Raw genomic sequence first — 23,729 nt, 5'->3', positions numbered from 1 at the left:
CGGGCCGTGATCCACCGAAAGGCAACGCGATGACCAGCTTCACCCCTGCCCGCTCAACCGCAGACCTCGGCGTCGTCGGCCTGGGGGTGATGGGGGCCAACCTCGCCCGAAACCTGGCCCGCCACGGCCACGAGGTGGCCGTCTTCAACCGGACCCTGGCCCGCACCGAGAGGCTCATGGACCGCTACGCGGACGAGGGGACCTTCGTGCCCGCCGCCGAACTCGCGGACTTCGTCGCCTCCCTGCGCCGCCCCCGCGTGGCCATCATCATGGTGCAGGCGGGGCCCGCCACCGAGGCGGTCATCGACGCGCTCGCCGATCTCATGGAGCCCGGCGACATCATCGTTGACGCCGGCAACACCCTCTACACCGATACCCGCCGCCGCGAGGAGGCACTGCGCGATCGCGGGCTGCACTTCGTGGGCATGGGCGTCTCCGGCGGGGAGGAGGGCGCGCTGCTGGGCCCCTCCATCATGCCCGGTGGGACGGCGGAGTCCTACAACCGCCTCGGCCCCATGCTCGAGTCCATTTCCGCCCAGGTCGACAGCGCCCCCTGCTGCACCCATGTGGGCCCCGATGGCGCGGGCCACTTCGTCAAGATGGTCCACAACGGCATCGAGTACGCCGACATGCAGCTCATCGCCGAGGCCTACGACCTCCTGCGCGGCGTGGCGGGCATGAGCGTCGCCGAGATCGCCGAGGTCTTCCGCACCTGGAAGGACTCCGAGCTCGACTCCTACCTCATCGACGTCACCACCGAGGTCCTGTCCCGCACGGACCCCGCCACGGGCGGGCCCTTCGTCGACGCCGTCGTCGACGCCGCGGGCCAGAAGGGCACCGGCGTGTGGACCACTCAGACGGCCCTGGAGCTCGGCGTGGCCGTGCCCGCCATCGCCGAGGCGACCTTCGCGCGCGCCGCCTCCTCCTCGGCCGGCGCGCGCCTGGCCGTGCGCAACGCCGCTCTCGACGCGGGCGCCCAGCCCCCGGCGCTGGACGAGCCTAAGGCGCGCGAGGAGTTCGTGGCGGCGGTCAAGGACGCGCTCTACGGCTCGAAGATCGCCGCCTACGCGCAGGGCTTTGACGAGATCGCCACGGCCTCTCAGCTCTACGGCTGGCAAGTCGACCTGGGCGCCATGGCCCGCATCTGGCGCGGCGGCTGCATCATCCGCGCCCGCTTCCTGGATGACATCACCCGCGCCTACGACGAGGAGCCGGCGCTCGGCAGCCTCCTGACCGCTCCGGTCTTCGCCTCAGCACTGGAGGCGGTCCTGCCCGCCTGGCGCCACATCGTCGCCACGGCGGCCCTGGCCGGCGTCCCAGCGCCCGCCTTCGCCTCCTCGCTGGCCTACGTGGACCAGCTGAGGGCAGAGCGCCTGCCCGCGGCCCTCATCCAGGGCCAGCGGGACTTCTTCGGCTCGCACACCTACCACCGCGTGGACGACCCGGAGGGCACCTACCACGTCACCTGGTCCGCGCCAGAGCGCGTCGAGGAGAAGTGGGCCTGAGGCCCGAGCGGGGCGCGGGCGCCGCGGGGGCTCGCGGCGCCCGCGCCCGTTCCCCGCGCCGGCGCCTTATTCCCGCGTTCGATGAGGGAGTGAGAGCCACAACGGCGCGACGACGGCGCGCGGTGACCGGTATTGTGGGCCCATCGCGGCGCGACGAGCGCCGCCCTACCAGAGGGGGCCACGATGACGAGCATTCCATCGGATTCGGACACCACGTCGACCCAGACCCTCGGCGCGATCGACTTCTCCGCCGATATCGACGTCCAGGTCACCGGCCTCTCGGCTCAGGACCGGGCTGCGATCGCCGCCCTGCCTGCGGGCACGGCGCTTCTCATCGTCCAGCACGGCCCGGTGACCGGGGCGCGATTCCTCCTGGACGCCCAGCAGACGACAGTGGGCCGCCATCCCCGCGCGGACATCTTCCTCGATGACGTGACGGTTTCCCGCAAGCACGCGATCTTCTCCGCCGTCGACGGCGGGTACGCCGTGCGCGACTCGGGGTCGCTCAACGGCACTTACGTCAATAGGGAGCGCGTGGAGCAGGCGGCACTGCGAGCCGGCGACGAGGTCCAGATCGGCAAGTTCCGGATGACCTACCACCCCGGCCCCGCCGCGGCCGCCCAGTGAGCCAGCCCAGTCGATCCCGCGAGCAGGGCCCCGCCGCCAGGCAGGGGGCTCCGGGGCCGTGGCCGCGCGGCGCCTCCCGCGAGGCCACGATGAAGATCAGCGAGGTCGTCGAGGCGCTGAGGGCCGAGTTCCCCGCGCTGTCGGTGTCCAAGCTGCGCTACTTGGAGACTGAGGGGCTCATCTCGCCGCACCGGATCGGCAACGGCTACCGGCGCTACTCGCAGGCCGACGTCGCCAGGCTGCGCTTCGCCCTGACGGCCCAGCGCGATGAGTACCTGCCGCTGGGCGTCATCCGCGAGAGGCTGGAGGACATGGACGCCTCCGCCTCGGCGCCGGATCCGGCCCCCGTCGCCCGGGTGGTGGCCTCGCGGGGGCGCGCCGTCGAGGGAGCCGACATGAGCCTGGAGGACCTCAGGGCCCTCACGGGGGCCTCCGAGGCGGATGTCAACGAACTCATCTCAGCAGGCCTCATCGCCGCGGACGCCCGCGGGCGCTTCGCGCCCCAGGCCCTGCGCATCACGCGCCTGGCCCTGGAGGCCGCGCGCCTGGGGCTGCCCCTGCGCAACCTGCGGTCGGTGCGCACCAGCGCGGAGCGGACGGCTGACTCCATCGATCAGGCCACACGGCCCGCCCGGCGCCGCTCGGCCACAGCGGCCGAGGACTCGGCCACCCGGCTCGCCGGCCTCATCGGCGAACTGCACGGGGAGCTGCTGCACCTGGCCGTGCGCGCCCTGTCCTGAGCCGGGAGGCCTCCCGGCGGGCCCGGCAACGGCGAGGGCCAGAGTCGCTGATGAGTCGGTGCGCCCATTCGCCGGACGCGGCGCCCGACTGACCCGTAGCCTTGTGGTGTGCGCCCCATGCATCTCGTGGGCATCCGATCCACCCAAGCCTCCACCGGCCTCGTCGCGATCCTCGTCGAGGCCGGTGGCCCCGGCATGATCGCCGTCCCCGTGACCGCGCGCGAGGGGCTCGTGCTCTCCGAGCCGGCTCCCTCCACGCGACCCGACTGGGTGAGCCTGCTGGCGCGCAGCGTCCAGGTGCTGGGCGGCTCCCTGCTCCAGATACGGCTCGGGGTCGACGCCGATGCCCGCCTCGTCTGCGGCCTGGCCATCGCCGGAAGGGACGAGCGCGGAGAGGTGGGGGAGGTCCCCTGCGCCCCGGGCGACGCCCTCGTCCTGGCGAGCGCCCTGGACCGGCCGATCCTCGCCTCCGAGACGCTGCTGCGGCTGCGCGGGGTGGACCTGGGCGAGCAGACGACGCACGAGCGGATGGCGCGCTGGCGCCGGAGCCTGGCCACCGCCATCCCGGAGGATCCCCCGACCAGATGAGGGCGGGATCCGGCGCCACCCGGCGCGACACGCGGGATACGTGTGACAGATGTGAATATTGAGGTGATGTCGGTCACGCCCACGCTGTTTAGTGTGCCGATGAAGCCCTCGAATACCAGCGAAAAACCGGCCTTCTGCCGTTGTCCCTTGAGTTGAGGTTGAGATTGACATCCAACGGAGAGGCCCCGCCCGGCGCGCCCTTCGTTGAGTGGGAGCGGATCGCCCTCTATCGTGGGGCATGCGGTCGTTGACGGCAGCCCGTCGCGATCCAAGAGCCAGTAACCGATCCGTGAGGAGCAGCCCTGTGAGCGCCAACGAAGCGAGTCGCCACGCACCCGCACCGCAGCTCGTCCAGGGCATGCTCTTCGGTGACACCCTTCCGGACCTCGACACCTCCTCGGGGTACCGCGGGCCAGTCGCCTGCCGCGCCGCCGGCATCACCTACCGCCAGCTCGACTACTGGGCCCGCACCGGGCTGGTCGAGCCGACGGTGCGCGGCGCCAAGGGCTCGGGCACGCAGCGCCTCTACGCCTTTCGCGACATCCTCCTGCTCAAGATCGTCAAGCGCCTGCTCGACACCGGCGTCTCCCTCCAGCAGATCCGCACGGCGGTGGACGCCCTCCACGAGCGCGGGGTCGAGGACCTTACCTCCATGACCCTCATGAGCGATGGCGCCTCCGTCTACGAGTGCACCTCCGCCGACGAGGTCATCGACCTCGTCCAGGGCGGGCAGGGCGTCTTCGGGATCGCCGTCGGCCGGGTCTGGCATGAGATCGAGGGATCGCTCGCCGAACTCCCGGTGGACCACGCTGAGGCGCCCGTCGTCGAGGATGAGCTCGCCAAGCGCCGGGCCGCCAAGCGCCAGGCCGGCTGATCCACTCCCCGCGATCACGCGCCTCCAGCCCCTGGGGGTGATGGGGGAGGGTTCCCACTGGATGGCCCCCACTCCGCGCCGCCCATCGCGGCCTAATGAGGCGCCCCGCCGCCCCGTTCCAGGGGCCAGCGGGGCGCCGACGCGCCTCCAGGGCCTCAGGCGGTCTGGCGGCCCAGGACGTAGTGGCGCGAAAAGCCGTCCTCGAGGTCGGTGATCGTCACCCGGACGAGGCCCGCGGAGTCGATCTCGTAGCGCTCCTGAACGCGGCGCCCCGCGCCCGTGCGCTCGACAGGGCGCCCGGAGAGGTCCTCATCGCGCAGGGCGGGGTCGAAGGGGAAGATGATCTCCTGGTACGGGGCGAGCTCGCCGCGGGGCTCGCCGTCGGCGTCCACGCCCGCGCACTCGACGAACCGGAAACGACCGATGTTGTGGACGGCCGTGTACTGGCGGGTGATGACCGTGCCCTCGCGGGTGGCGCCGGCCTGGATCGCGTCCTCACCCAGGATGGCGTCGAAGGTCGTGCGCTGGCCGCCATCGGCCTCGCGGAACACACCAAAGCCGCGCGAGAGGCGGTCGATGAGGTCATAGCCGGAATCGCGGTCCGAGGCGATGGCGAGGCCGATCGCGGTGGAGGCGCCGGGGTAGGGGGAGCGGTGGACCCTCGCGCCGAAGCGCTCGCGCAGCATCCTGGGCACGAGGGGCAGAGCGGAGCCCCCGCCGACCAGGTGGACGCCCGCGACCTCGGTGAGATCCGGGTCGCCGTCGGCGAGGCGGCCGATAAGGGGCTCCATGACGTCCAGCGAGCGCTCCATGAGGGGCTTGCAGGCGTCATAGAGTTCGGCCGTCGGGATGATGACGTCCTTGCCCCGCACGTCCAGCGCGATGCGCCGGGTCTGGGGGGAGAGCGCCTCCTTGGCGTCGCGGCACTGGTCGAGCAGATCGGAGACCTCGCGATCATCGAGGTCCTCCTCCCGCGCACCCGCGCGCTCGAGCGCGAGCTGGGCGAGGAGGAGGTCGACGTCGTCGCCGCCGAGGTCCCCCAGGCCGCGCGAGGCCAGCACCTCGTGAGCGACACCGCGCACGTCCACGAGCGAGGTGTCGAAGGTGCCGCCGCCCAGGTCGTAAACCAGCACGCGGGTGCGCTTGGAGGAGACGGTGCGGGCCTTGCGGTGCGTGTACTCGAATCCGGCCGCGCTGGGCTCGTTGAGCATGGCGATGACGTTGAAGCCGGCATCGCCGAAGGCCTCGAGGGTCAGGAGGCGCTGGGCGCCGAAGGCATGGGCCGGCACGGCGACGGCGACCGAGACGCTCGATCCTCGCGCGCCGGGGTCGGCGTCGTCCATGCCGGGGGCCGCCTTGAGCTGGGATCGCAGGTGGCGCAGGTAGTCGGTGAGGATCTCCAGGACGGTGAAACGCTGGCCGCCGAGCTCGACCTCGGTGGCCGGGGTGATGCGCGGGCTCGCCAGGCGCCGCTTGAGACTGCGCAGCAGCGGGGCGCCCTCGCGGGCGGCGGCGCGCGCGGCGAAGCCGTGGACCAGGCCGTCCGGGGTCAGGGCTGTGAGCGAGGGAAGGTACTCCTGGGCGTCGCCGTGCTCATCGGTGAAGGGCACGACCGGGTAGTTCCCGCGGTCGGCGCGGGCCACCACCGTGCGCGTGGTGCCCAAGTCGATGCCGAGCGAGGGGCCGGGCCAGCCGGCGCCGGAGGCCGGAGCCCCGGCTTGGCGGCGGCCGCGTGAGGAGGAGGCGGGCAGGGTCCCTGAGGTGCGCGGGCGCTCGGCTGTCATGATGCTGAGCCTAGCGTGACCCGGGCGAATAGGGCCGAGCCCCACCGAGGCGTGGGCGCGTCGGGCGGGGCCCGGTGGGCGGGCGCGGGCGGTCCATGAGAGCGCCGACGGCGGCCTCGGCCCTCGCACCGCCCAGCAGGCAGAACGGCCTTGCCCGGGTGGGCGCGCAACGGTACTGTGACTCACGTTTGACACAGGTTCTGCCAGGGGATCATCGATGATCCCGTGGCGCCCCATCCCATCCCCAGGATCCCGATCTCGCGGCCCGCCGCGCCCGGTGACTGGGAGGATGGCGCCTGGCAGTGCCGACCACTGAGAGGAGGCACCGGGTGGCAATGGATCACGCCCGGGTGGCGACCGACGTCCTGACCTACGTCGGCGGCGCGGAGAACATCACGGCGGCCGCGCACTGCGCGACGCGCCTGCGACTTGTCCTGGCGGACTTGGACAAGGTCGATCAGAAGGCCCTCGACAAGGACCCCGATATCAAGGGAACCTTTATCGCCGGCGGCATGTACCAGATCATCGTCGGCCCCGGCGATGTGGACCACGTCTTCGATCGCATGATCGCGACCGGCGGGGTCAAAGAGGTCTCGAAGGATGAGGCCAAGCAGGTGGCCGCCCAGTCCGGCAACCTCGCCTCGCGGTTCATCAAGATGATCGCGGACATCTTCGTCCCGATCCTGCCCGCCCTGATCGCCGGCGGTCTCATGATGGCGATCAACAACGTCCTGACAGCCGAGGGGCTCTTCGGCGAAATGTCGCTCCAGGCCCGGTGGACCTGGCTGGCCGACTACGCCGGCCTCATCAACCTCATCTCCTCGGCGGCCTTCGCGTTCCTCCCCGTGCTCGTGGGCTTCTCCGCCGCCAAGCGCTTCGGCGGCAACGTCTACCTGGGCGGGGCCATGGGCGCCGCCATGGTCTCCAGCTCCCTGCTGAGCGCCTACGACATGAGCAACCCCGAGGCGGCCGCGAAGTTCTGGGAGTTCACGGGGGCCGCGCCCAGCTGGCAACTGTTCGGCCTGGAGGTCCAGAAGATCGGCTACCAGGCGATGGTCATCCCGATCATCTGCGTGGCCTACCTCCTGTCGGTCATCGAGAAGCAGCTGCACAAGCGGCTGTCGGGCACGGCCGACTTCCTCCTCACCCCGCTTATCACGCTGCTCGGCACCGGCTTCCTCACCTTCGTCGTCGTCGGTCCGATCACGCGCCAGCTGTCCATCTGGATCACCGACGGCCTGGACTGGACGTACAACACGCTGGGTCCCCTGGGCGGCGCGCTGTTCGGCCTCGTCTACTCGCCGATCGTCGTCACCGGCCTGCACCAGTCCTTCCCGGCGGTGGAGATCCCGCTGATCTCGGACATCGCCAACACCGGCGGCTCCTTCATCTTCCCGATCGCCTCCATGGCCAACGTCGCCCAGGGCGCCGTCGCCATCGCGGTCTTCCTGCGCACCAAGGACGCCAAGATGAAGGGCCTGGCCGGCGCCGGTGGCGTCTCCGCGCTCCTGGGCATCACCGAGCCCGCGATCTTCGGCGTCAACCTGCGCCTGCGCTGGCCGTTCTTCATCGGCGTGGGCTCGGCGGCCATCGGCGCCGCCCTGGTGTCCTTGTTCGATGTGCGCAGCCAGGCGCTCGGCGCCGCGGGATTCGTGGGCTTCGTCTCCCTGGTCCCCAAGCACATCCCGGCCTACCTCGCCCTCGAGGCCCTCGTCGCGGTGCTCGCCTTCAGTGGGACCTACCTGTACTCGCGCACCGCCAAGGGAGCCGCCTCCCTGGCCGACGGCGACGTCGAGGATGAGGCCGTGCTCGAGGCCCAGGCGGAGGCCATCCACGAGCGCACCGCCGAAGGCCAGCCCCATGAGGCGGTCAAGGCCGAGCTCCCCGCCGAGGCCGCTGCGGATTTCTCCGTCACCTCGCCCATCGAGGGGCGCGTGGTCCCGCTGTCCGAGGTGGAGGACGCCGTCTTCTCCCAGGGGCTGCTCGGCCCGGGCCTGGCGGTCATCCCGTCGGCGGGCCCGGTGGTCTCCCCGGTCGATGGCGAGGTCATCGTGGCCTTCCCGTCCGGCCACGCCTACGGCATCCGCGCCGCCAGCGGCGTGGAGGTGCTCATCCACGTCGGCATGGACACCGTCCAGCTCGACGGCAAGCACTTCAGCCCGAAGGTCCACCAGGGCGACGTCATCCGCCGCGGCACCCCGCTGGTGGAGGTCGACTGGGAGGCGGTCAAGGCGGCCGGGTACAAGATCGTCACGCCGATCGTCGTGTCCAACGGTGACAGGTTCTCCGGCATCTCCGAGGCCGGAACCCGTGACGCCTCGCGCGGAGACGCGCTGTTCAGCGTCAACCACGGCTGAGCGAGCCTGCCGCCGGCCCACGACCATCGGGGAGCCGGGCCCATCGCGGGAATGCGACGGGCCCGGCTCCCCGCGCGAGACCGGTCGAAAACACGAGCGAGACCGGTCCGCGGCGCTGATGAGGCCGCGCGGCTCAGGTGGTCCGGCCGACGACGAGCTCGACGGGCAGCTCGATCGGGGCGATCTCCAGTGCGCGCAGCTCAACGCCGTCGTGGATCGCCTCAATCTGGGCCAGCAACTCGGCGACGGCGCGGCGCGAGAGCTCGGCGATGGGCTGACGGATGGTGGTCAGCCCCGGCACCGCCTGGCGGATCGCCCGCGTGCCGTCGAATCCGATGACTCGCAGGTCCTCGGGGATGCCCAGGCCCGCTGATCGGGCCCACTCCACGACGCCGGCCGCGGTGAGGTCATCGGTGGCGAATACGGCGTCGAAACCGCCGAGGCGGCTGGTCAGTTCGTCGTTGATGCGCTGGGTTCGCTCCGGCTCGGGAGTGTTGAAGTCGACGGCCACGACCTGGGCCTCGATGCCGGCCAGGGCCAGCGCGGACCGGTATCCGGCCTCACGGCCGTTGCGCCTTCCCGCGCGCGAGGTGAGCAGCAGCGGGTGGCGCGAGCCTCGCTGGAGGAGGTGCTCGGTGGCGAGGGAGCCTCCCCGGACGTTGTCGCAGCGGATGTTGGGGATGGCGGGGGAGAGGTCGCGGTCGATCATGACCAACGGCATGCGGACGGTGCCGTAATCGGCGAGGTCCTCGTTGTGGGCCGACGAGATGATGCCGTCCACACGATGCGAGACGAGCAGGTCGAGGTACTCCCGCTCGCGCTCGGCGCGGCCCTGGGAGTTGCACACCAGGATGCGGTAGCCGTGCTCCGCCAAGGCGATCTCCAACTGCGCGGCGAGCTCGCCGAAGAAGGGAAGGGCCACCGTCGGGACGATGACGCCGATGCTCCGGGTGGCCATGCCGTGCAGGACGCGGGCAGCCTGGTTCGGCCGATAGTTGAGCTCCGCGATCGCGGCGCCGACCCGCTCCTTGGTCGCCTCGCTGAGGTAACCGCGGTTGTTGATCACTCGCGACACCGTGGTCAGCGAGACGCCCGCGAGCTCGGCGACATCGGCGAGCGTGGGCTCTCGGCGCTGAGGCACAGCAACTCCTTTGTCTTGACGTCTGGACGGAAACCGCGGGCAAGCCTATGCCCGCGCGCGCCGGAGTGCTACAGCGGGGCGCCGCGCGACGGCGCGCCGGAGGGCGGGGGAGTGGGGACCAGGTCGGGGACCATCTCGCGGTAGATGGCGATCATGGCGCGGGCGATGGCCGCGTGACCGGCGTCGTTGGGGTGGATCCCGTCGATCGCGAGCTTGTTCTCGTCGCCGTCGATCGCGGTGCTCATGGCGTCGGTCGAGGCCAGGCCGAGGCGGGTGGCGTGGTCGTGGACGAGCCGGTGGACGATGCCGAAGCGCGGGCCGATGCCGAGGGCGGGAAAGTAGGGGGCGGCGATCGTGGGAACGCCCGGAAGGCGCTCAGCCAGGAAGGCGAAGTCGTGCTCGATGGCCTCCTCCACGAGATCCCTCTGGGAGGGCAAAAGCGCGGCGTCGTTGAGCCCAAGGCAGATGGTGACGACATCGGGCTCAGCGCGCAGGACCGTCTCCAACCAAGTGGTGTCCCGGCACGAGGGGGAGCGGCCGCCCCCGGGCAACTTCCCACCGCGCCGGCAAAAGAAGCCGATGCCGTCGGCCGCCAGGCTCACCTCGCGCCAGCGCAGGTGCTCGCAGACCAGCGACGAGAAGCGGTTGCGGGGGTGGCTGACCGAGTCCCAGCCCGTGACCACGGAGTCCCCGAGGAAGACGGCGGTGGGGTGGGGCGCCAGCCGGGGGACCGTGGGGCCGTCGGGTCCTGCGGGCGGGTCTAGTGACGACGTCATGGCAAGAGCGTAGGCCGATGACCGCGACCGCGCGGGTCGACGGGCCTGCGCGCGCAGGCCCGCCACCGAGCGAGACCGGGCCGGCGCGTGACCGCCACGAGAACGGGGCGCGGACGGGCCCGAAGGCTCTCACTTATGTCATTCCCGTGTCGGCGCGGGTCACTACCAGCCTCCTCACAGGTTGCTCAGGGCTTCGACGAAGGTCGCAACTCTAACGTCCGAATCATGGCCGAAAGTAGTAGGTCCGCCGAGACCGGGACGGGGACGATGAAGACGATCTACATCGACGAGTCGGGGGCGCCGATCCAGGCGCCTCGCGACCGGTTCGCCGGCCGCCCGGGCGCGTTCACCGAGGGCGTCCCGGACCCGCTGGGCCGCGACCTCCTGGCGCCCGTGTGGCGCACAGGCATCGGCGCGGGAGCCGTCCTGGCGTGCGTCGGGCTGCTCGCGATCATTCTCGGGCGCGGAGCGGCCGCGCTCGTGCTGTGGCCACTGGGGGCCTTCGGCGTCGTCGTGGGGACGACGATCATGATGGCGGCCATCCGGGCCCGTCGGCTGGTGCTCGCCATGGCGACGGCGGGAGAGCGCATCTGAGGCGGCGGGACCAGAAGGCCCGCCGGCCGGGGGGATTCCCTCGTCGGCGCGAAATGACATAATGTCCATTATCGGTGAACGATGAGAGGGCTGCGCGCGGCTAGCCCCGCGCGACGACCCTGGCGGCCAAATCGAGGACGCGCGAGGTGATGCGGTTCTGGATCCGCATGGAGCGCTGCCAGTCGCCCGCGATAAGCAGGGAGTGATCCGCCTGGGGGAACTCCAGGACCTCCAGGTCCATCCGTGGGCGGGGACCGCCGCGCCACACCGGGTCCGCGGTTCCGCCGGCGACGAGCGCGGGTGCCTTGCCGAGCTCAAGGGTGGTCAGGACCGCCTCGTCGTCGAGCACGGGGGTCAGCCAGGCCGCGGGGATCGCCTCGCGTTCCGCCCAGGGGGCCAGTCGAGTACCCAAGGACTTGCCGACGATCAGCATCGGGGACTCCCGGCCGGTCATGCGCTTGGACGCGGACCGCGTCCAGTGGGCCTGGCTCTCCAGTTCCTCCAGGCTGCTCGGCGGCTCGTCCCATTCCAGGGCCACCACCGCCCACCCGGCCTCGGTGAGGGCGGTGGCCGGCCAAAACAGCAGCGGCATGGAGGCCGTGTAACCCAGGCCGGGGACCACGAGGCACAGGCCCACTGGCTCGGCGCGCCGCCCGGGCCAGAGCCTCAGGCGCGCCCGCGAGCCGCGCGCCGTGGGCCGCAGGGCTGTCATGGCGTCGGACATCAGGGCCTCCTCCAGCCATTCATTCAGGGTATGACCGCAGCATCTCACGTGATGGGGCCGCGCGCCCGCGAACGCTATGATGTGGGCTGGCCCGACGCGGTCCGGGAACACTCCCGGCCCTCACCGTGTTGAGGTCCACGGCGCCGGCCGCCCCTTGGCCCCTCACCCGCGCGGTGATCGGGCGGGACGGCGCCCCGATTCACCGTACCCAGGAGGCACAGGCATGGCAGACCGCGCACTGCGAGGCATGACCATCGGCGCTAAGTCGATGGAGTCCGAGGAGGGCGTCGAGTTCGTTCAGCGGCAGGAGATCACCTACGAGTGCCCTGAGGCGCATGTCACGGTGGTCCCCATGGCGATGGAGGCGGAGGTCCCCCAGACCTGGGAGTGCCCCGAGTGCGGTCTTCCCGCGGTGCGCCTCGGCGAGGAGGACGAGCCGGAGTCCGATGAGCCCAAGAAGGCCCCCCGCACGCACTGGGACATGCTCCTGGAGCGCCGGGAGATGGACGAGCTCAAGGTCCTCCTCGACGAGCGCCTGGAGATGCTGCGCACCGGCGAGATCTATCGCGAGCGTTTCTGAGCGCCCTCAAAGCCAGGCCCCGAAGAGACGGGCGCGGCCGGGCGACTCCCATGAGGAGCCGGCCCGGCCGCCCTTGTGCTCGCAGGTGCTTCCGGGGCCGCGCTGCCGCGCCCAGGCCGTTCCGCGGCGCCGGAGCGCCCGCTGGGCCGTCAGGGCCGCGCTCACCTGCCGCGCAGGCGCTGGGCGGCGGTGGAGACGAGGCCGGCGAGTTGGGCGCCCCGCTTGGCGGCGCCCCAGCGGGTCACGAGGGCGAGCTCCTCGGTGAAGATGCCGCCGCTGAGTTTGGATTGGCCGGCCTCGCGCTCCATGAAGGTGATGGGCATCTCGACGATCCGCCCGCCGGCCTCGTCGACGAGCTTGGTCATGTTGACCTGGAAGCCGTAGCCGAGGGCCTCGATCGCCGAGAGGTCCATGCGGCGCAGCAAGTCGGCCCGGTAGACGCGGAAGCCGGCGGTGGCGTCCTTGACGCGCAGGCCGAGCATGGCGTTGATGTAGAAGTTGCCCGCGCGGGACAGGGCCACGCGCTTGGCGTCCCATCCCTCGGTGGCTCCCCCGGCCACCCAGCGCGAGCCGATGACGAGGTCCGGGGCGTCGGCCATCTCGGCGCGCTGGATGAGCAGGGCGAGGTCCTCGGCGCGGTGGGAGCCATCGGCATCCATCTCGACGAGCAACTCGTAACCAGCGCCTAGTCCCCAGGAGAACCCGGCGAGGTAGGCGGGGCCGAGGCCGTTCTTCTCGGCGCGGTGCAGAACGTGGATCCGCTCGTCCGCGGCGGCGCGGCCATCGGCGAGGTCGCCGGTGCCGTCCGGGGAGTTGTCGTCCACGACGAGGATGTCGGCGGCCGGGGCGTGCTCGCGAACCCTGTCCAGGGCCACGGGCAGTGACTCGATCTCGTTGTAGGTGGGGATGACGACGAGTGCCTTCACGTCCGCTTCCTCCGTGTGGTCGTTGATCGCCCGCTGCTGGGAGCCGAGCCTGAGGCGCGACGGCGCTGCCGGGATCCGCCCCGCGGGGCGCGGACGGCCCAGCGCCGTCGTCCAGCGGACACCATACCGGTGATGGCGAGCAGCGTCCCGGCGATCAGCGTCAGACGCGCGGGCCAGTACCCGAGCCGGTCGGCGATGGTCAGAGTAGTCCGCAGCGGGAGATCGGCCACGAGCGAGGACTGCTCATTGCCGGGGAGCTCCTGCTCGATGGTCCCCCGGGGGCTGATGACGGCGGTGATGCCGGTGGTGGAGACTTGGAGGACGGCGCGGCCGTGGACGACGGCCTGCACCCGGCCCTGGGCGATCTGCTGGCCGGTCTCCGAGGTGCCGATGAAGTTGGCGTTGTTCGTGGGGATGATGATCGCCTCGCCTCCCCGCCGGACGCCGTCGCGCAGGAGATCGTCGTAGGCGACCTCGAAGCAGATGCCGACGGCCAGTGCCACGTCCCGCCCCTGGGAGGCCGATGGCACGGCGAGAGTGGTCGGGCCGGTCCCGGGGAGCATGTCGACGCCGATGCGGTCCACCTGGGTGGTCACCCTCCTGATCCAGGAGCGCAGGGGGACGTACTCGGCGAAGGGCACGGGGCGGTGCTTGCGGTAGTACGGGCCCGCTCCCGTGATCGGGGACCACAGGAGGAGGTCGTTGTAGCGCGCATCGTCCTCGTACTTGACCGCTCCGACGAGGATCGGGGCGCCGATAGCCCGGGCGGCCTGGTCAATGCGCCGCGCGGACGCGTAGTGGTCGCGCGGGTCGAGGTCGGCGGCGTTCTCCGGCCAGACGACGGCGTCGACGGCCCCCGGGCCGATCTCGCCCGCGAGGCGGGTGGTCTCATCGGCGTGCTTGCCGGTGACCTCAAGGGCACGGTCGTAGGAGTCCCGCGCGTCGGCGACGCTGCCCTGGACGGCGGCCAGGCGCAGGGTGCCGGACTCGGCCCGGGAGGGCATGGGGATGGCCAGCGGCGCGACGGCGGCGGCTCCCGCGGCGATGAGGGCGGTCAGCGCCCCCAGGCCCGGGCCGTGGCGCAGGGCGCGGGCGGCCTCGGCCAGGAGGGCGCCGATGAGCGCGACGAGCAGGCCGAGCCCGGTGACGCCTCCGATGGAGGCCAGGGGCAGGAGTGGGGAGTCGGCCATGGCGAAGGCGAGGCGCCCGAAGGGGAAGCCTCCCCAGGGCCAGGAGGATCTCAGTTCCTCGACGGCGGCCCATAGCACCGCGAGGGCGGTCACCCGGGCGGCGGCGCCGCGCCAGCCCGACCCGCCGCCCTCCCCGCGCCCGTCGTCGAGCGGACTGAGCCTACTCACCCAGGACCAGGCGGCGCCGAGAAGCGCGAGGTAAGCGGCCTCGGTGATCGTCAGCGCCACCCAGCCCAGGGCGTTGCCCATGGCGGGCACCGTGAAGTGGAGCAGGGGGGCGAAGAAGGCCAGTCCGACGACGAAGCCGAGCCAGGCGCTCCTCCCCCACGTCCGCCCGCGCGCGATGATGCCGAGCCCGGCCACTCCCACCGGCGCCGCCCACCACCAGTCCAGCGGGGCGAAGGCGGAGGTCAGGGCCAGGCCCGAGGCGGTCGCCCAGGCGGTGGGCAGGATCATCCTCCGCGTAGCGCGGGCCAGGCGCTCCCCCAGGCCCCGGCCAGCGCCCGCGCTCACACCCCGGACCATGCGACCACTCCCCTGCCGACGTCGAGGCTCGCCTCCGCGGCGGTGAGCGCCAGCGCGGTGAGCGCCTCCGCGTCACGCGGGTCCGCGTCCGGCTCGGGGACGAGTCCGGCGAGCTGGCTCAGGACGTCGAGGAGCTGCTTGGCCCAGCGCACGAAGTCCCCGGCGGTCATATCCGTGGCGTCGAGGACCTCGGCCAGCTCGGCTCCCCGCGCCCAGGCGGCGACGGCCCCGGCCAGGGCCGGCTCGGCACCCGGGGAGTGGGCGATGCGCCCCAGGCCCTCCAGGTCGTTGATCGACCGGGAGACCCGCAGCTCGCCGCGCAGGACCCGCCCCAGCCTGCTGCCCGGGGAGACGGGCAGGCCCAGGGACTGCGCGCTCAAGCGCGGCTCGTACACGCAGGCCGAAACCGCCCCGGCGAGCTCAGCCGGCCCCAGGGCGTCCCAGAGCCCGGAGCGCAGGCACTCGGTGATCAGCAGGTCCCTCTCGGCGTACACGCGGGCGAGGAGGCGCCCGGCGCTCGTGACCCGCAGCTCGGCCTCAGGGTGCCCCTCCTCAACGGGCTCGAGGTAGCCCAGTTGCAGGAGGACCTCGCAGACGGCGTCGAAGAGCCGGGCGATCGTGCCGGTGCGGGTCTCGATGCGGGACATGATCCGGGCGGCCTCGGCGCGGGCCTTGGCCCACTTGCGCCCCACGCGGGCGTGCTCCTCGCGGTCCGGGCAGCCGTGACACGGGTGGGCGCGCGCCTGGCGCCGCAGGTCCTCGATGCGCTCGGCGGTGGTCACCTGGGAGCGGCTGTCCGCCTCGCCGCGCCGCTGGGCGGGGCCAGTGCGGCGGCGCTTGCGCACGGGCGCCTCGGAGAGCGTGCCTGAGCGGATGGCGTCGACGAGGCGCCCGACGAGCCGGTCGCGGTGCTCCCGGCGGCGAATGTCCACGCTGCTGGCTACACGCAGACAGCCGAGCCTCATGACGCCGTCGGGCGAGGTGTCCGGGCTGAGGGTGACCACGCGCCCGTCCTCCCCCAGGACGGTCAGCGCCGGGGCCCCGGTGCGGTCCTCCCCGCCTGAGAGCACCACCGCGTGCCGGGAGCGCCGCCCCTTGCGGTAGACGACGACGTCGCCGCGCCGCAGCGAGGCCATGGATCGCCCGGCCTCGACGCGCCGGGCTGAGCGGCGCTCGGAGGACAGGTCCGCCTCCGCCTCGGCGATCTCCTGGCGCAGGGCGGCGTACTCGCGGAAGTCCCCGAGGTGGCAGGTCATCCGGGCCTCGAGTTCCTCCAGGCCGCGGCGCTCGCGGCGGGCCTGCGCGGCGAGCTCGACGACGCCCCGATCGGCCTGGAACTGAGCGAAGGAGGACTCTAGGACCTCCCGCGCCCGCTCGCGGCTGGTGCGGCCCAGCAGGTTGACCGCCATGTTGTAGGTGGGTCTGAAGGCGGAGACGAGCGGATAAGTGCGCCGCGAGGCCAGTGAGGAGACCAGGGAGGGCTCGACGTCGTCGGCGGCGAGGACGATTGCGTGGCCCTCGGTGTCGATGCCGCGACGCCCCGCGCGGCCGGTGAGCTGCGTGTACTCGCCGGGGCTGAGGGTGACATGCGCGGAGCCGTTCCACTTGCGCAGCGACTCCAGGACGACCGTACGCGCGGGCATGTTGATGCCCAGCGCCAGGGTCTCGGTGGCGTAGACGACCTTGACGAGGCCGGCGCTGAAGAGCTCCTCAACGGTCTCCTTGAACACCGGGAGCAGGCCCGCGTGGTGCGCGGCCACGCCCCGCTCCAGCGCCGAGGCCCATGAGTGGAAGCCGAGGACGCCCCGGTCCGTGGTGGGGATGCCGGCCGTGCGGCGGTCGATGACCTGGCGGATGCGCTCGGCCTCCTCCCGGGTGGTCAGGTCCACTCCCCCGGCCATCGCCTGGCTGACGGCGGACTCGCAGCCCGCGCGGGAGAACACGAAGACGATCGCGGGCAGGAGGTCGGCCGCCTCGAGGGCGCTGATGACGGTCAGGCGCGAGGGCGGGCGGAGGCGCCCCAGCCGGGCGCCGCCCGCGCCGCGCCGGGGGGCCCGGCCGCCGCGCCTCCAGGGCTGGGGGCCATCCCCGCCGCGGCTCTTGGAGGCGGCGCCCTCGGCCGCGGCGGCCCGCTGGGCGGCGCGCACCGCCTTGACGAGATCGGGGTTGAGGGGCGGAGCGGGCTCCGACGGCGGGGCGCCGTCATCGCCTCCGGCGCTGCCCGGGGCGGCCTCGGGGGCTCCCCCGCCGTGGGAGTACAGGGGCAGGAGCCTGTGCCCCACGATCATGTGCTGGGTCAGCGGCACGGGCCGGTGCTCGGAGACGACGACGGTGGTGCTCCCCCGCACCTCGCCGAGCCACTGCCCGAACTCCTCCGCGTTGGAGACGGTGGCGGACAGGGACACGACCCGCACCTCGGGGGCGAGGTGGATGATAACCTCCTCCCACACCGGGCCGCGGAAGCGGTCAGCGAGGTAGTGGACCTCGTCCATGACGACGTAGCCGAGGCGGTCGAGGTCCCGCGAGCCCGAGTAGAGCATGTTGCGCAGGACCTCGGTGGTCATGACGATGACGTCAGCGTGGGGGTTGATCGAGGTGTCACCGGTGAGCAGGCCGACGCGCTCGGCGCCGTGGCGGCGCGTCAGGTCGAGGTACTTCTGGTTGGACAGGGCCTTGATGGGCGTGGTGTAGAAGGTCTTGAGGCCCTTGGCCAGCCCCAGGTGGACGGCAAACTCCCCGACGACGGTCTTGCCGGCGCCGGTGGGGGCGGCGATGAGGACGCCCTCGTCGCGCTCGAGCGCTTGGCAGCCGGCGACCTGGAAGTCATCGAGTTCGAAGCCGAGCCCTGAGGCGAAAGCCGCGAGCTCGGTGCGAGAGGCGGCCTGGCGGCGGCGGGCTGCGGCGTATCGCTCCGCGGGCGGGGCGGGGGCGTCTGAGTGGCGGGACGGCGTCATCGGCATCGGGGAGCGCGCGGCTCAGGAGGCCGATCCCGGCCCGGCCTCGATCGCGGATCGTGAGGGGCGAGCGAGGGCCGCGTCGAGCTCGGCGTCGAGGGCCGCGCGGCGCTTGGCGAGGCGCTTGTCGTGTTGGATGGCGATCCCGCAGGCCCCGAAGTACAGGCCGATAATCGGGATGGACATGAAGATCATGGACCAGGGGTCCGGCAGGGGGTTGGCCACGGCCATGAGCGCCACGATGCCAACCACCGCCCACCGCCAGCCGCGCAGGAGGGTGCGGCCCTTGACCAGCCCCAGCTGATTGATCGCCACGAGGACCTCGGGGAGCAGGAAGGTGAGGCCGAAGACCAGGATGATCCGGGTGACGAAGGACAGGTAGGGACTGGCGTCGATGAACCCGGTGGTCGCCCCGGCCGGGATGAAGCCGGTCAGGATGTCGATGGCATGCGGGAGGATCCATATCCCCAGGGCGACGCCGGCGAGGAACAGGAGGGCGCCGATGCCGCAGTACAGCCAGGCGTAGCGCTTCTCCTTGCGCGTCATGCCCGGGCCGACGAACGCCCAGAACTGGAACATCCAGATGGGCGAGGAGAGGATGAAGCCGAGCCAGATGGACACGCGCAGGCGGATGTCGAAGGAGGACAGCACCGTGCCGAAGTTGAGCGACAGGTTGGCGCCCTTGGCGTTCGCCTGCGAGATGGGGCGCGTGATGAGGGCGAAGGCGGGCTCGTAGAGGAAGTAGCCCACGATCGAGCCGACGACAATCGCGATCGCCGAGATGACGATGCGGTTGCGCAACTCGCGCAAGTGATCCCCGATGGACATGCGTGCCTCGGGGTTGTCCTTGCGGCGGGCCTTGGAGGCCTTGGGCACGGTGACCATGGGCTGCTTCCTGCGACGGCGGGTGTGTCTGGCCGCTCAACTGCGGCGTTGATCCGGGTGGATCCGTGGGGGCGCTGCGTGGCGCCAGGCTCTCACTGCTGGTTGGTGCCCTCGGCGCTCTGCTGGGGGGCGGCCTGGCCCGGCTGGGTGGGCTGGGTGTAGTAGGTGCCCTGCTGGGGCTGCTGGAGCTGCGCGGGGGCGTCGTCCTCGCGGAGCTCCTTGACCTCCTTCTTGAAGACCTTCATCGACTGGCCGAGGCTCGAGGCGATCTCGGGCAGCTTGCCGGCCCCGAAGACGAGGAGGATGACGACGAGCAGCACGATCCAGTGCCAGGGCTTGAGTGCTCCCATGATGATTCCTGCTTCCGCTTGACGATGCGCGACGTGATCGCACCTGAGTGTAGCGGGCCCCGATGAGGGCCCCGCTCACCGCTCCGCCCCGGCCGGGGGGTTTCCACCGTCGGCGTAAGCATCGAGCGCGGCGAGAGCGGCCTCGCGCGCGCTCCGGGCCAGACGCGCGGGAGCGACAAAGCGCAGGTGACGCCCGGCCGACAGGACGAGGCCGCGCAGCCAGTCCCAGTCCCGCCCCTCGACGACGGCGCGGATGGCCCCGTCGTCGAGGATCTCGGCGCGGGTGCGCGGCAGCTGCTCGATGAGCCAGCGGCCGGTGGGCTCGAGGATGAGCTCTGCCGTGGGGGCCCCGGTCAGGTCCTGCTCGTGGCCGGGGCCGCGTCGCCTCCGGTGGGTGGTGCCCGGGGCGCTGAGGACGCTCGCGGCCAGGATGCGATCGAGGCGGAAGCTCCGCTCGGCCCTGGCGGTCAGGCACCAGGCGGTCAGGGTGAGCGTGGAGCCATCGGAGCGCAGGGCGATGGGGTCGACGTCGCGCTCGGAGGGGGCGTCGGTGGCCGAGACGTAGGAGAGGTGGAGCCTGCGCCCCTCATCGAGGGCGCGGCGTACCTGGGCGAGGATCGTCGCGGGGGCCGCCTGTGGGACCGGGCCGGCAGGACCGGGCTCGTCGGGGGCGGCCGGCCCGCTGGGCGCCTCGGGAGCGCCGAGGGCGTCGTCGTCGGGCAGGGGCGCCGCTGGGCCGAGCAGGCCGGCCAGCGCCCTCTCGGCGCCGCCCAGGGCGGTGGCGGCCCCGGCATCGGCGCCGAGCACGCCGCGCAGGACCCTCACGGAAAGCAGGAGGGAGACGGCCTCCTCGTGGGAGAGGCGCACGGGGCGGTCGAGGCCCTGGGCCTGGCTGAGGCTGAGACGGCCCGCCTCCCAGGCGGTCGCGGAGAAGTCGACGAGGTCGTCGTGCAGGCCGCCGGGCAGGCCGGAGACCCACAGGGTGCCCACATCACGACGGATCGTGTCCTCGTCGACCTCGAAATGGGCGGCGGCCTCGGCGATGGTGGCGCCGTCGTTCTCCGCGACCCATGCTGGCAGGGCCAGGAGGCGGACGAGACGCGCGGCGGCGGGTGTGCGGGCCATGTCAGTCCTCCCCCTCGGTCACGGTCTCGGCCGTGAGCCCGGCCGCCCCGCGCAGATGCGCCAGGACAGCCTCGCGCAGGTCAGTGGGCCCGAGGACGACGACGGCGTCGCCGAGCGCGGCCAGGGCGCCCGCGAAGCTGAAGGGGTCGGCGTAGGGGACGCGGATGACATCGCGCCCCCGCCACCGCTCGTCGGGAGCGTCATCGGGCGGGGCGCCTTGGGCTCGGGCCCGTAGGCCGAGGGCCCTTCCGGGCATGACGGCGAGCCGCGCGGTCCTGGGCCCGGGGGCGGCGGGGGGCGGTGGCTCGAAGGCGCCCGCGGGGCCGATGGGGGTGATGGGGCCGAGGATGCGGGCGAGGCGGAACCTGCGGGGCTGGTCGGCGTCCCGGTCCCTGGCGTCGAGGTACCAGGCGCCTTCAAGACGGGTGATCCGGTGGGGATCGACCCGACGGGCCCGCGTGGCCCCGGAGCTGCCGGGCGAGGAGGAGGCGTAGTCGAAGGCGACGGCGCGGCGCTCCTCGATGGCGGTCAGCAGCGCCAGGGGGATCTCGTGGCCGGCGAGGTCGACGGTGAGGTCCGGCAGGGCGCTGCCGCCAGTGTCGGCGACGGCGCGCAACTTGGTGAGCGCCCGGCGGGCCGCGGCGGGCAGGGCGCCGTCGGACCAGGCGGAGGCGGCCAGGGCCAGGGCACTGGCCTGGGCGGAATCGAGGTGGATGGCGGGCAGGGCGTAGTCGGCGTCGTCGACGCGGTAGCGGACGGCGTCGGAGGGGCCCTCGGTGAGGATGGCGATGCCGAGCTCGCGCAGGGCGTCCTTGTCCCGCTCGAACATGCGGGCCGCGGCGGCGCCGCCGGCCGGGTCGTAGCCGGACACGTCCCGGATGATCTGCGCGGCGGTCAGGCCCGCTCGGGTAGCGCGCAGGGCGAGCAGGAGGTTGATCTGCCGTTCCTCGGCGGGGATGGCGGTCGTGGGCACGCCTCCAAGCGTAGGCCCCGCCGCCGCTGGCGGCCCGCGGTTCATCTATGGTGGCGCCATGATGCTGCGCGATGCCGAGATCGCCTCCCTGCGACGGGCCTGGGGCGCGCCGGGCCGGCGCTGCGCCGAGTTTGAGGCGCGGATCACCGCCGCCCCCGAGGGCGCCGCCGCGCTCGTGGCGGGCGAGTTCTGCCGGGCGGTCGCCTATGAGGCGCTCGGCGGCCTGCCGGGGCCCGGTGAGCGCGTCCGCCTGGAGGTCTCCGCGCTGGCGCGCCGCCTGGGCACCGGAGGGCACGCCATGGTGACGGCTCGGCTCGACGTCCTGCCCGCCGACCCCGCGCCCGGCGGCCACCTCGTCAAGGCCCGCTACATGCCGGACCAGGTCATGGTCACCGGCGTCGACGAGCAGGCCACGGAGCACCACCACGTCCTGGCGGCGCCCATCGGCGAGCGGGCGCTGGACGGCGCGCCCGTCGTCGTCGCGGACCTCCACTCCAGCCTGCCCGCGATCCTCGCGGGCCTGCGCTCCCCCAGCGCCGCTCCCGGGCCCGGCCCGCGGGCCGCCTACGTCATGACCGACGGCGGGGCCCTGCCCCTGCCCTACTCGCGGGCGGTCTCCGCGCTCGTCGACGCCGGATGGCTGGCCGGCACGGTCACCGCCGGTCAGGCCTGGGGCGGGGACCTTGAGGCGGTGTCCGTCCACAACGCCCTGCTCGCAGCTCGCCATGTGCTGGGCGCGGAGGTCATCGTCGTCATCCAGGGCCCGGGGAACCTGGGCACGGGCACCCCCTGGGGCTTCTCAGGGGTGGCCTGCGGGGAGGCCATCAACGCGGCCGCCGCCCTCGGCGGGCACCCGGTGGCCTGCCTGCGCGTGTCCCAGGCGGACGCCCGGCCCCGGCACCTGGGGGTCTCCCACCACTCGATCACCGCCTACGGGCGGGTCGCCCTGGCCGGCGCCGACGTGGTCGTGCCGGTGGGCTCGCCCGACCCCGCCGGCATGGAGGGCTTCTGGGCCCGGGCCCGCGAGCAGGCGGCCCGTGTCTGCGGCAAGCGCGAGCGCGGCCAGCGGCACCGGCTCGTCGAGGCGCGGGCCGAGGGGCTGCGCGAGACGCTGGAGGCCATGGAGGCGGCCACCGGCATCCGCCTGTCCACCATGGGACGGCACCTGGACGCCGACGAGGCCGCCTTCATCGCGGCGGCCGCGGCGGGCAGGCACGCGGCGTCCCTCGTCACCCGGTAAGGGGGCGCCCGACGCGGCGGGGCCCGGATCGCTCCCCCGACCACCGGCCCGCGCGTCCCCGCGCCGGTGAGACCGGTGCGGAGATGCGCGCCCGCGTGGACTAGCCTGGGCAGATGACACGCTTCGACGATCTTTTCGCGCAGTTGCAGGAGCGGGCCGCCACGCGGCCCGAGGGATCGGGCACCGTGACCGAGCTCGACCGCGGCGTCCACTTCATCGGCAAGAAGCTCGTGGAGGAGGCCGCAGAGGCCTGGATGGCCTGCGAGCACGAATCCGATGAGGCCGCCTGCGAGGAGCTGTCCCAACTGCTCTACCACACCCAGGTCATGATGATCGCCAAGGGCTACACGCTCGACGACGTCTACAAGTACTTGTAACCCTAAGGACCACCACCATGCTGCGCATCGCCGTCCCCAACAAGGGCTCCCTGTCCGACCCGGCCATCTCGCTACTCAAGGAGGCGGGCTACCGCGCGCGCCGCACCGGGCGCGAGTTGGTCCTCCGCGATGAGGCCAACGACGTCGAGCTCTTCTTCCTGCGCCCCCGCGACATTGCCGTGTATGTCGGCCAGGGCACGGTCCATGCCGGCATCACCGGCCGCGACCTCCTCCTGGACTCCGGCGTCCAGGCCATCGAGCACCTGGCCCTCGGCTTCGCCCGCTCCACCTTCCGCTTCGCCGCCCCCGCCGGAGCCATGAGCGATCTCTCCGACATCGCGGGCAAGCGGATCGCGACCTCCTACGACGTGCTCGTGCGCGCGTTCCTCGCCGAGCGGGGCATCGAGGCCGCCACCGTCCACCTCGACGGCGCCGTGGAATCCTCCGTCCACCTCGGCGTCGCCGACCTCATCGCCGACGTCGTCGAGACCGGCACCACCCTGCGCGCCGCTGGGCTGGAGGTCTTCGGCGAGCCGATCCTCACCAGCGAGGCGGTCCTCATCACCACCGAGGCTTTCGCGGGTGAGCCGGGACTGGCCACGCTCGTGCGGCGCCTCGAAGGCGTCATGCGGGCGCGATCCTACGTGCTCATGGACTACGACGTGCCCATCAACCGCCTGCGCCAGGCCACCGAGATCACACCGGGCATCCAGTCCCCCACGGTGTCACCGCTGCAGAACCCGGAGTGGGTGGCGGTGCGCTCCATGGTGCCGCGCGCGGATATGAACCGCCTCATGGATGAGCTCCACGAGGTGGGCGCCCGCGCGATCCTCGTCTCCGAGCTGCTGGCCTGCCGGCTCTGACCGCGCCCCGGGGCGCTTCCTCTAAGCCCTG

General features: G+C 72.6%; 22 protein-coding genes. 11 read left to right on the top strand and 11 right to left on the bottom strand.

Annotated elements, in window-relative coordinates; all coding sequences use genetic code 11:
* Positions 1-29 precede the first annotated feature (29 nt).
* The 5 genes from gndA to GVV76_RS04545 all read left to right on the top strand — a co-directional run bounded on the left by gndA (position 30) and on the right by GVV76_RS04545 (position 4,334).
* Entirely contained in the window at positions 30-1,505 is a 1,476-nt protein-coding gene (gene gndA / locus GVV76_RS04565; protein WP_159625318.1) for an NADP-dependent phosphogluconate dehydrogenase, read from the top strand.
* 183 nt (positions 1,506-1,688) lie between these two features.
* The gene (locus tag GVV76_RS04560; RefSeq protein WP_159522942.1) at positions 1,689-2,132 is read left to right on the top strand and encodes an FHA domain-containing protein; all 444 of its coding nucleotides are present in this window, start codon (positions 1,689-1,691) and stop codon (positions 2,130-2,132) included.
* An 89-nt stretch (positions 2,133-2,221) separates the two neighbouring features.
* A complete protein-coding gene (gene ftsR / locus GVV76_RS04555) occupies positions 2,222-2,872 on the top strand; it encodes a transcriptional regulator FtsR (protein ID WP_159522940.1) in 651 nt (216 codons plus the stop codon).
* A 108-nt stretch (positions 2,873-2,980) separates the two neighbouring features.
* Entirely contained in the window at positions 2,981-3,460 is a 480-nt protein-coding gene (locus GVV76_RS04550) for a DUF151 domain-containing protein (RefSeq protein ID WP_159625316.1), read from the top strand.
* Between the two features lie 358 nt (positions 3,461-3,818).
* A complete protein-coding gene (locus GVV76_RS04545) occupies positions 3,819-4,334 on the top strand; it encodes a MerR family transcriptional regulator (RefSeq protein ID WP_159523132.1) in 516 nt (171 codons plus the stop codon).
* Positions 4,335-4,489: 155 nt separating this feature from the next.
* Here the strand turns inward: GVV76_RS04545 and GVV76_RS04540 are convergent, their stop codons facing one another.
* Positions 4,490-6,118, bottom strand: a complete 1,629-nt coding sequence (locus tag GVV76_RS04540; RefSeq protein WP_159625314.1) for an Hsp70 family protein — start codon at positions 6,116-6,118, stop codon at positions 4,490-4,492.
* 335 nt (positions 6,119-6,453) lie between these two features.
* On the opposite strand from GVV76_RS04540, the gene GVV76_RS04535 reads away from it, so the two are divergent.
* Positions 6,454-8,475, top strand: a complete 2,022-nt coding sequence (locus GVV76_RS04535) for a PTS beta-glucoside transporter subunit IIBCA (RefSeq protein ID WP_175994113.1) — start codon at positions 6,454-6,456, stop codon at positions 8,473-8,475.
* Between the two features lie 133 nt (positions 8,476-8,608).
* On the opposite strand, the gene GVV76_RS04530 is transcribed toward GVV76_RS04535, so the two are convergent.
* Entirely contained in the window at positions 8,609-9,616 is a 1,008-nt protein-coding gene (locus GVV76_RS04530; protein ID WP_159625312.1) for a LacI family DNA-binding transcriptional regulator, read from the bottom strand.
* A gap of 68 nt (positions 9,617-9,684) precedes the next feature.
* Positions 9,685-10,392, bottom strand: a complete 708-nt coding sequence (locus GVV76_RS04525) for an SGNH/GDSL hydrolase family protein (RefSeq protein ID WP_159625310.1) — start codon at positions 10,390-10,392, stop codon at positions 9,685-9,687.
* Between the two features lie 225 nt (positions 10,393-10,617).
* On the opposite strand from GVV76_RS04525, the gene GVV76_RS04520 reads away from it, so the two are divergent.
* Complete coding sequence (locus GVV76_RS04520; protein ID WP_159625308.1) at positions 10,618-10,986, top strand: hypothetical protein; 369 nt, start codon at positions 10,618-10,620, stop codon at positions 10,984-10,986.
* A gap of 100 nt (positions 10,987-11,086) precedes the next feature.
* Here the strand turns inward: GVV76_RS04520 and GVV76_RS04515 are convergent, their stop codons facing one another.
* Positions 11,087-11,710: a hypothetical protein gene (locus GVV76_RS04515; RefSeq protein ID WP_159625306.1), complete on the bottom strand. Its 624-nt coding sequence runs from the start codon at positions 11,708-11,710 to the stop codon at positions 11,087-11,089.
* A 223-nt stretch (positions 11,711-11,933) separates the two neighbouring features.
* On the opposite strand from GVV76_RS04515, the gene GVV76_RS04510 reads away from it, so the two are divergent.
* On the top strand, positions 11,934-12,290 hold the full coding sequence (locus tag GVV76_RS04510) for an RNA polymerase-binding protein RbpA (RefSeq protein WP_159522924.1): 357 nt from the start codon (positions 11,934-11,936) through the stop codon (positions 12,288-12,290).
* Between the two features lie 161 nt (positions 12,291-12,451).
* Here GVV76_RS04510 and GVV76_RS04505 read toward each other — a convergent pair whose 3' ends face one another.
* From GVV76_RS04505 to GVV76_RS04475, 7 genes are all read right to left on the bottom strand, one after another.
* Positions 12,452-13,216: a polyprenol monophosphomannose synthase gene (locus GVV76_RS04505; protein ID WP_159625304.1), complete on the bottom strand. Its 765-nt coding sequence runs from the start codon at positions 13,214-13,216 to the stop codon at positions 12,452-12,454.
* Positions 13,213-14,862 carry an apolipoprotein N-acyltransferase gene (lnt, locus tag GVV76_RS04500; RefSeq protein WP_159625556.1) on the bottom strand — a complete coding sequence of 550 codons (1,650 nt, stop codon included), beginning with the start codon at positions 14,860-14,862 and terminating at the stop codon, positions 13,213-13,215. Before lnt ends, GVV76_RS04505 begins: the two co-directional genes overlap by 4 nt.
* Before the next feature lie 53 nt (positions 14,863-14,915).
* Positions 14,916-17,885: a DEAD/DEAH box helicase gene (locus GVV76_RS04495; protein WP_159625302.1), complete on the bottom strand. Its 2,970-nt coding sequence runs from the start codon at positions 17,883-17,885 to the stop codon at positions 14,916-14,918.
* A 21-nt stretch (positions 17,886-17,906) separates the two neighbouring features.
* On the bottom strand, positions 17,907-18,770 hold the full coding sequence (tatC, locus tag GVV76_RS04490; protein WP_159625300.1) for a twin-arginine translocase subunit TatC: 864 nt from the start codon (positions 18,768-18,770) through the stop codon (positions 17,907-17,909).
* Between the two features lie 92 nt (positions 18,771-18,862).
* Entirely contained in the window at positions 18,863-19,120 is a 258-nt protein-coding gene (gene tatA, locus GVV76_RS04485; RefSeq protein ID WP_159523758.1) for a Sec-independent protein translocase subunit TatA, read from the bottom strand.
* Positions 19,121-19,195: 75 nt separating this feature from the next.
* Positions 19,196-20,245 carry a helix-turn-helix transcriptional regulator gene (locus tag GVV76_RS04480; RefSeq protein WP_159625298.1) on the bottom strand — a complete coding sequence of 350 codons (1,050 nt, stop codon included), beginning with the start codon at positions 20,243-20,245 and terminating at the stop codon, positions 19,196-19,198.
* Between the two features lies 1 nt (position 20,246).
* Complete coding sequence (locus tag GVV76_RS04475; protein WP_236263212.1) at positions 20,247-21,218, bottom strand: helix-turn-helix transcriptional regulator; 972 nt, start codon at positions 21,216-21,218, stop codon at positions 20,247-20,249.
* Positions 21,219-21,276: 58 nt separating this feature from the next.
* Here GVV76_RS04475 and GVV76_RS04470 point away from each other — a divergent pair, with 58 nt between their 5' ends.
* The 3 genes from GVV76_RS04470 to hisG all read left to right on the top strand — a co-directional run bounded on the left by GVV76_RS04470 (position 21,277) and on the right by hisG (position 23,698).
* On the top strand, positions 21,277-22,458 hold the full coding sequence (locus GVV76_RS04470; RefSeq protein WP_159625293.1) for a DUF3866 family protein: 1,182 nt from the start codon (positions 21,277-21,279) through the stop codon (positions 22,456-22,458).
* 113 nt (positions 22,459-22,571) lie between these two features.
* A complete protein-coding gene (locus tag GVV76_RS04465; protein ID WP_159523766.1) occupies positions 22,572-22,835 on the top strand; it encodes a phosphoribosyl-ATP diphosphatase in 264 nt (87 codons plus the stop codon).
* A gap of 17 nt (positions 22,836-22,852) precedes the next feature.
* Positions 22,853-23,698, top strand: a complete 846-nt coding sequence (gene hisG / locus GVV76_RS04460; RefSeq protein ID WP_159523768.1) for an ATP phosphoribosyltransferase — start codon at positions 22,853-22,855, stop codon at positions 23,696-23,698.
* The last annotated feature ends 31 nt before the right edge of the window (positions 23,699-23,729 follow it).

The organism is Actinomyces sp. zg296, from assembly GCF_009829695.1.
GTDB classification, from domain to species: domain Bacteria; phylum Actinomycetota; class Actinomycetes; order Actinomycetales; family Actinomycetaceae; genus Actinomyces; species Actinomyces marmotae.
This window is presented reverse-complemented; position numbering and strand designations above follow the sequence as displayed.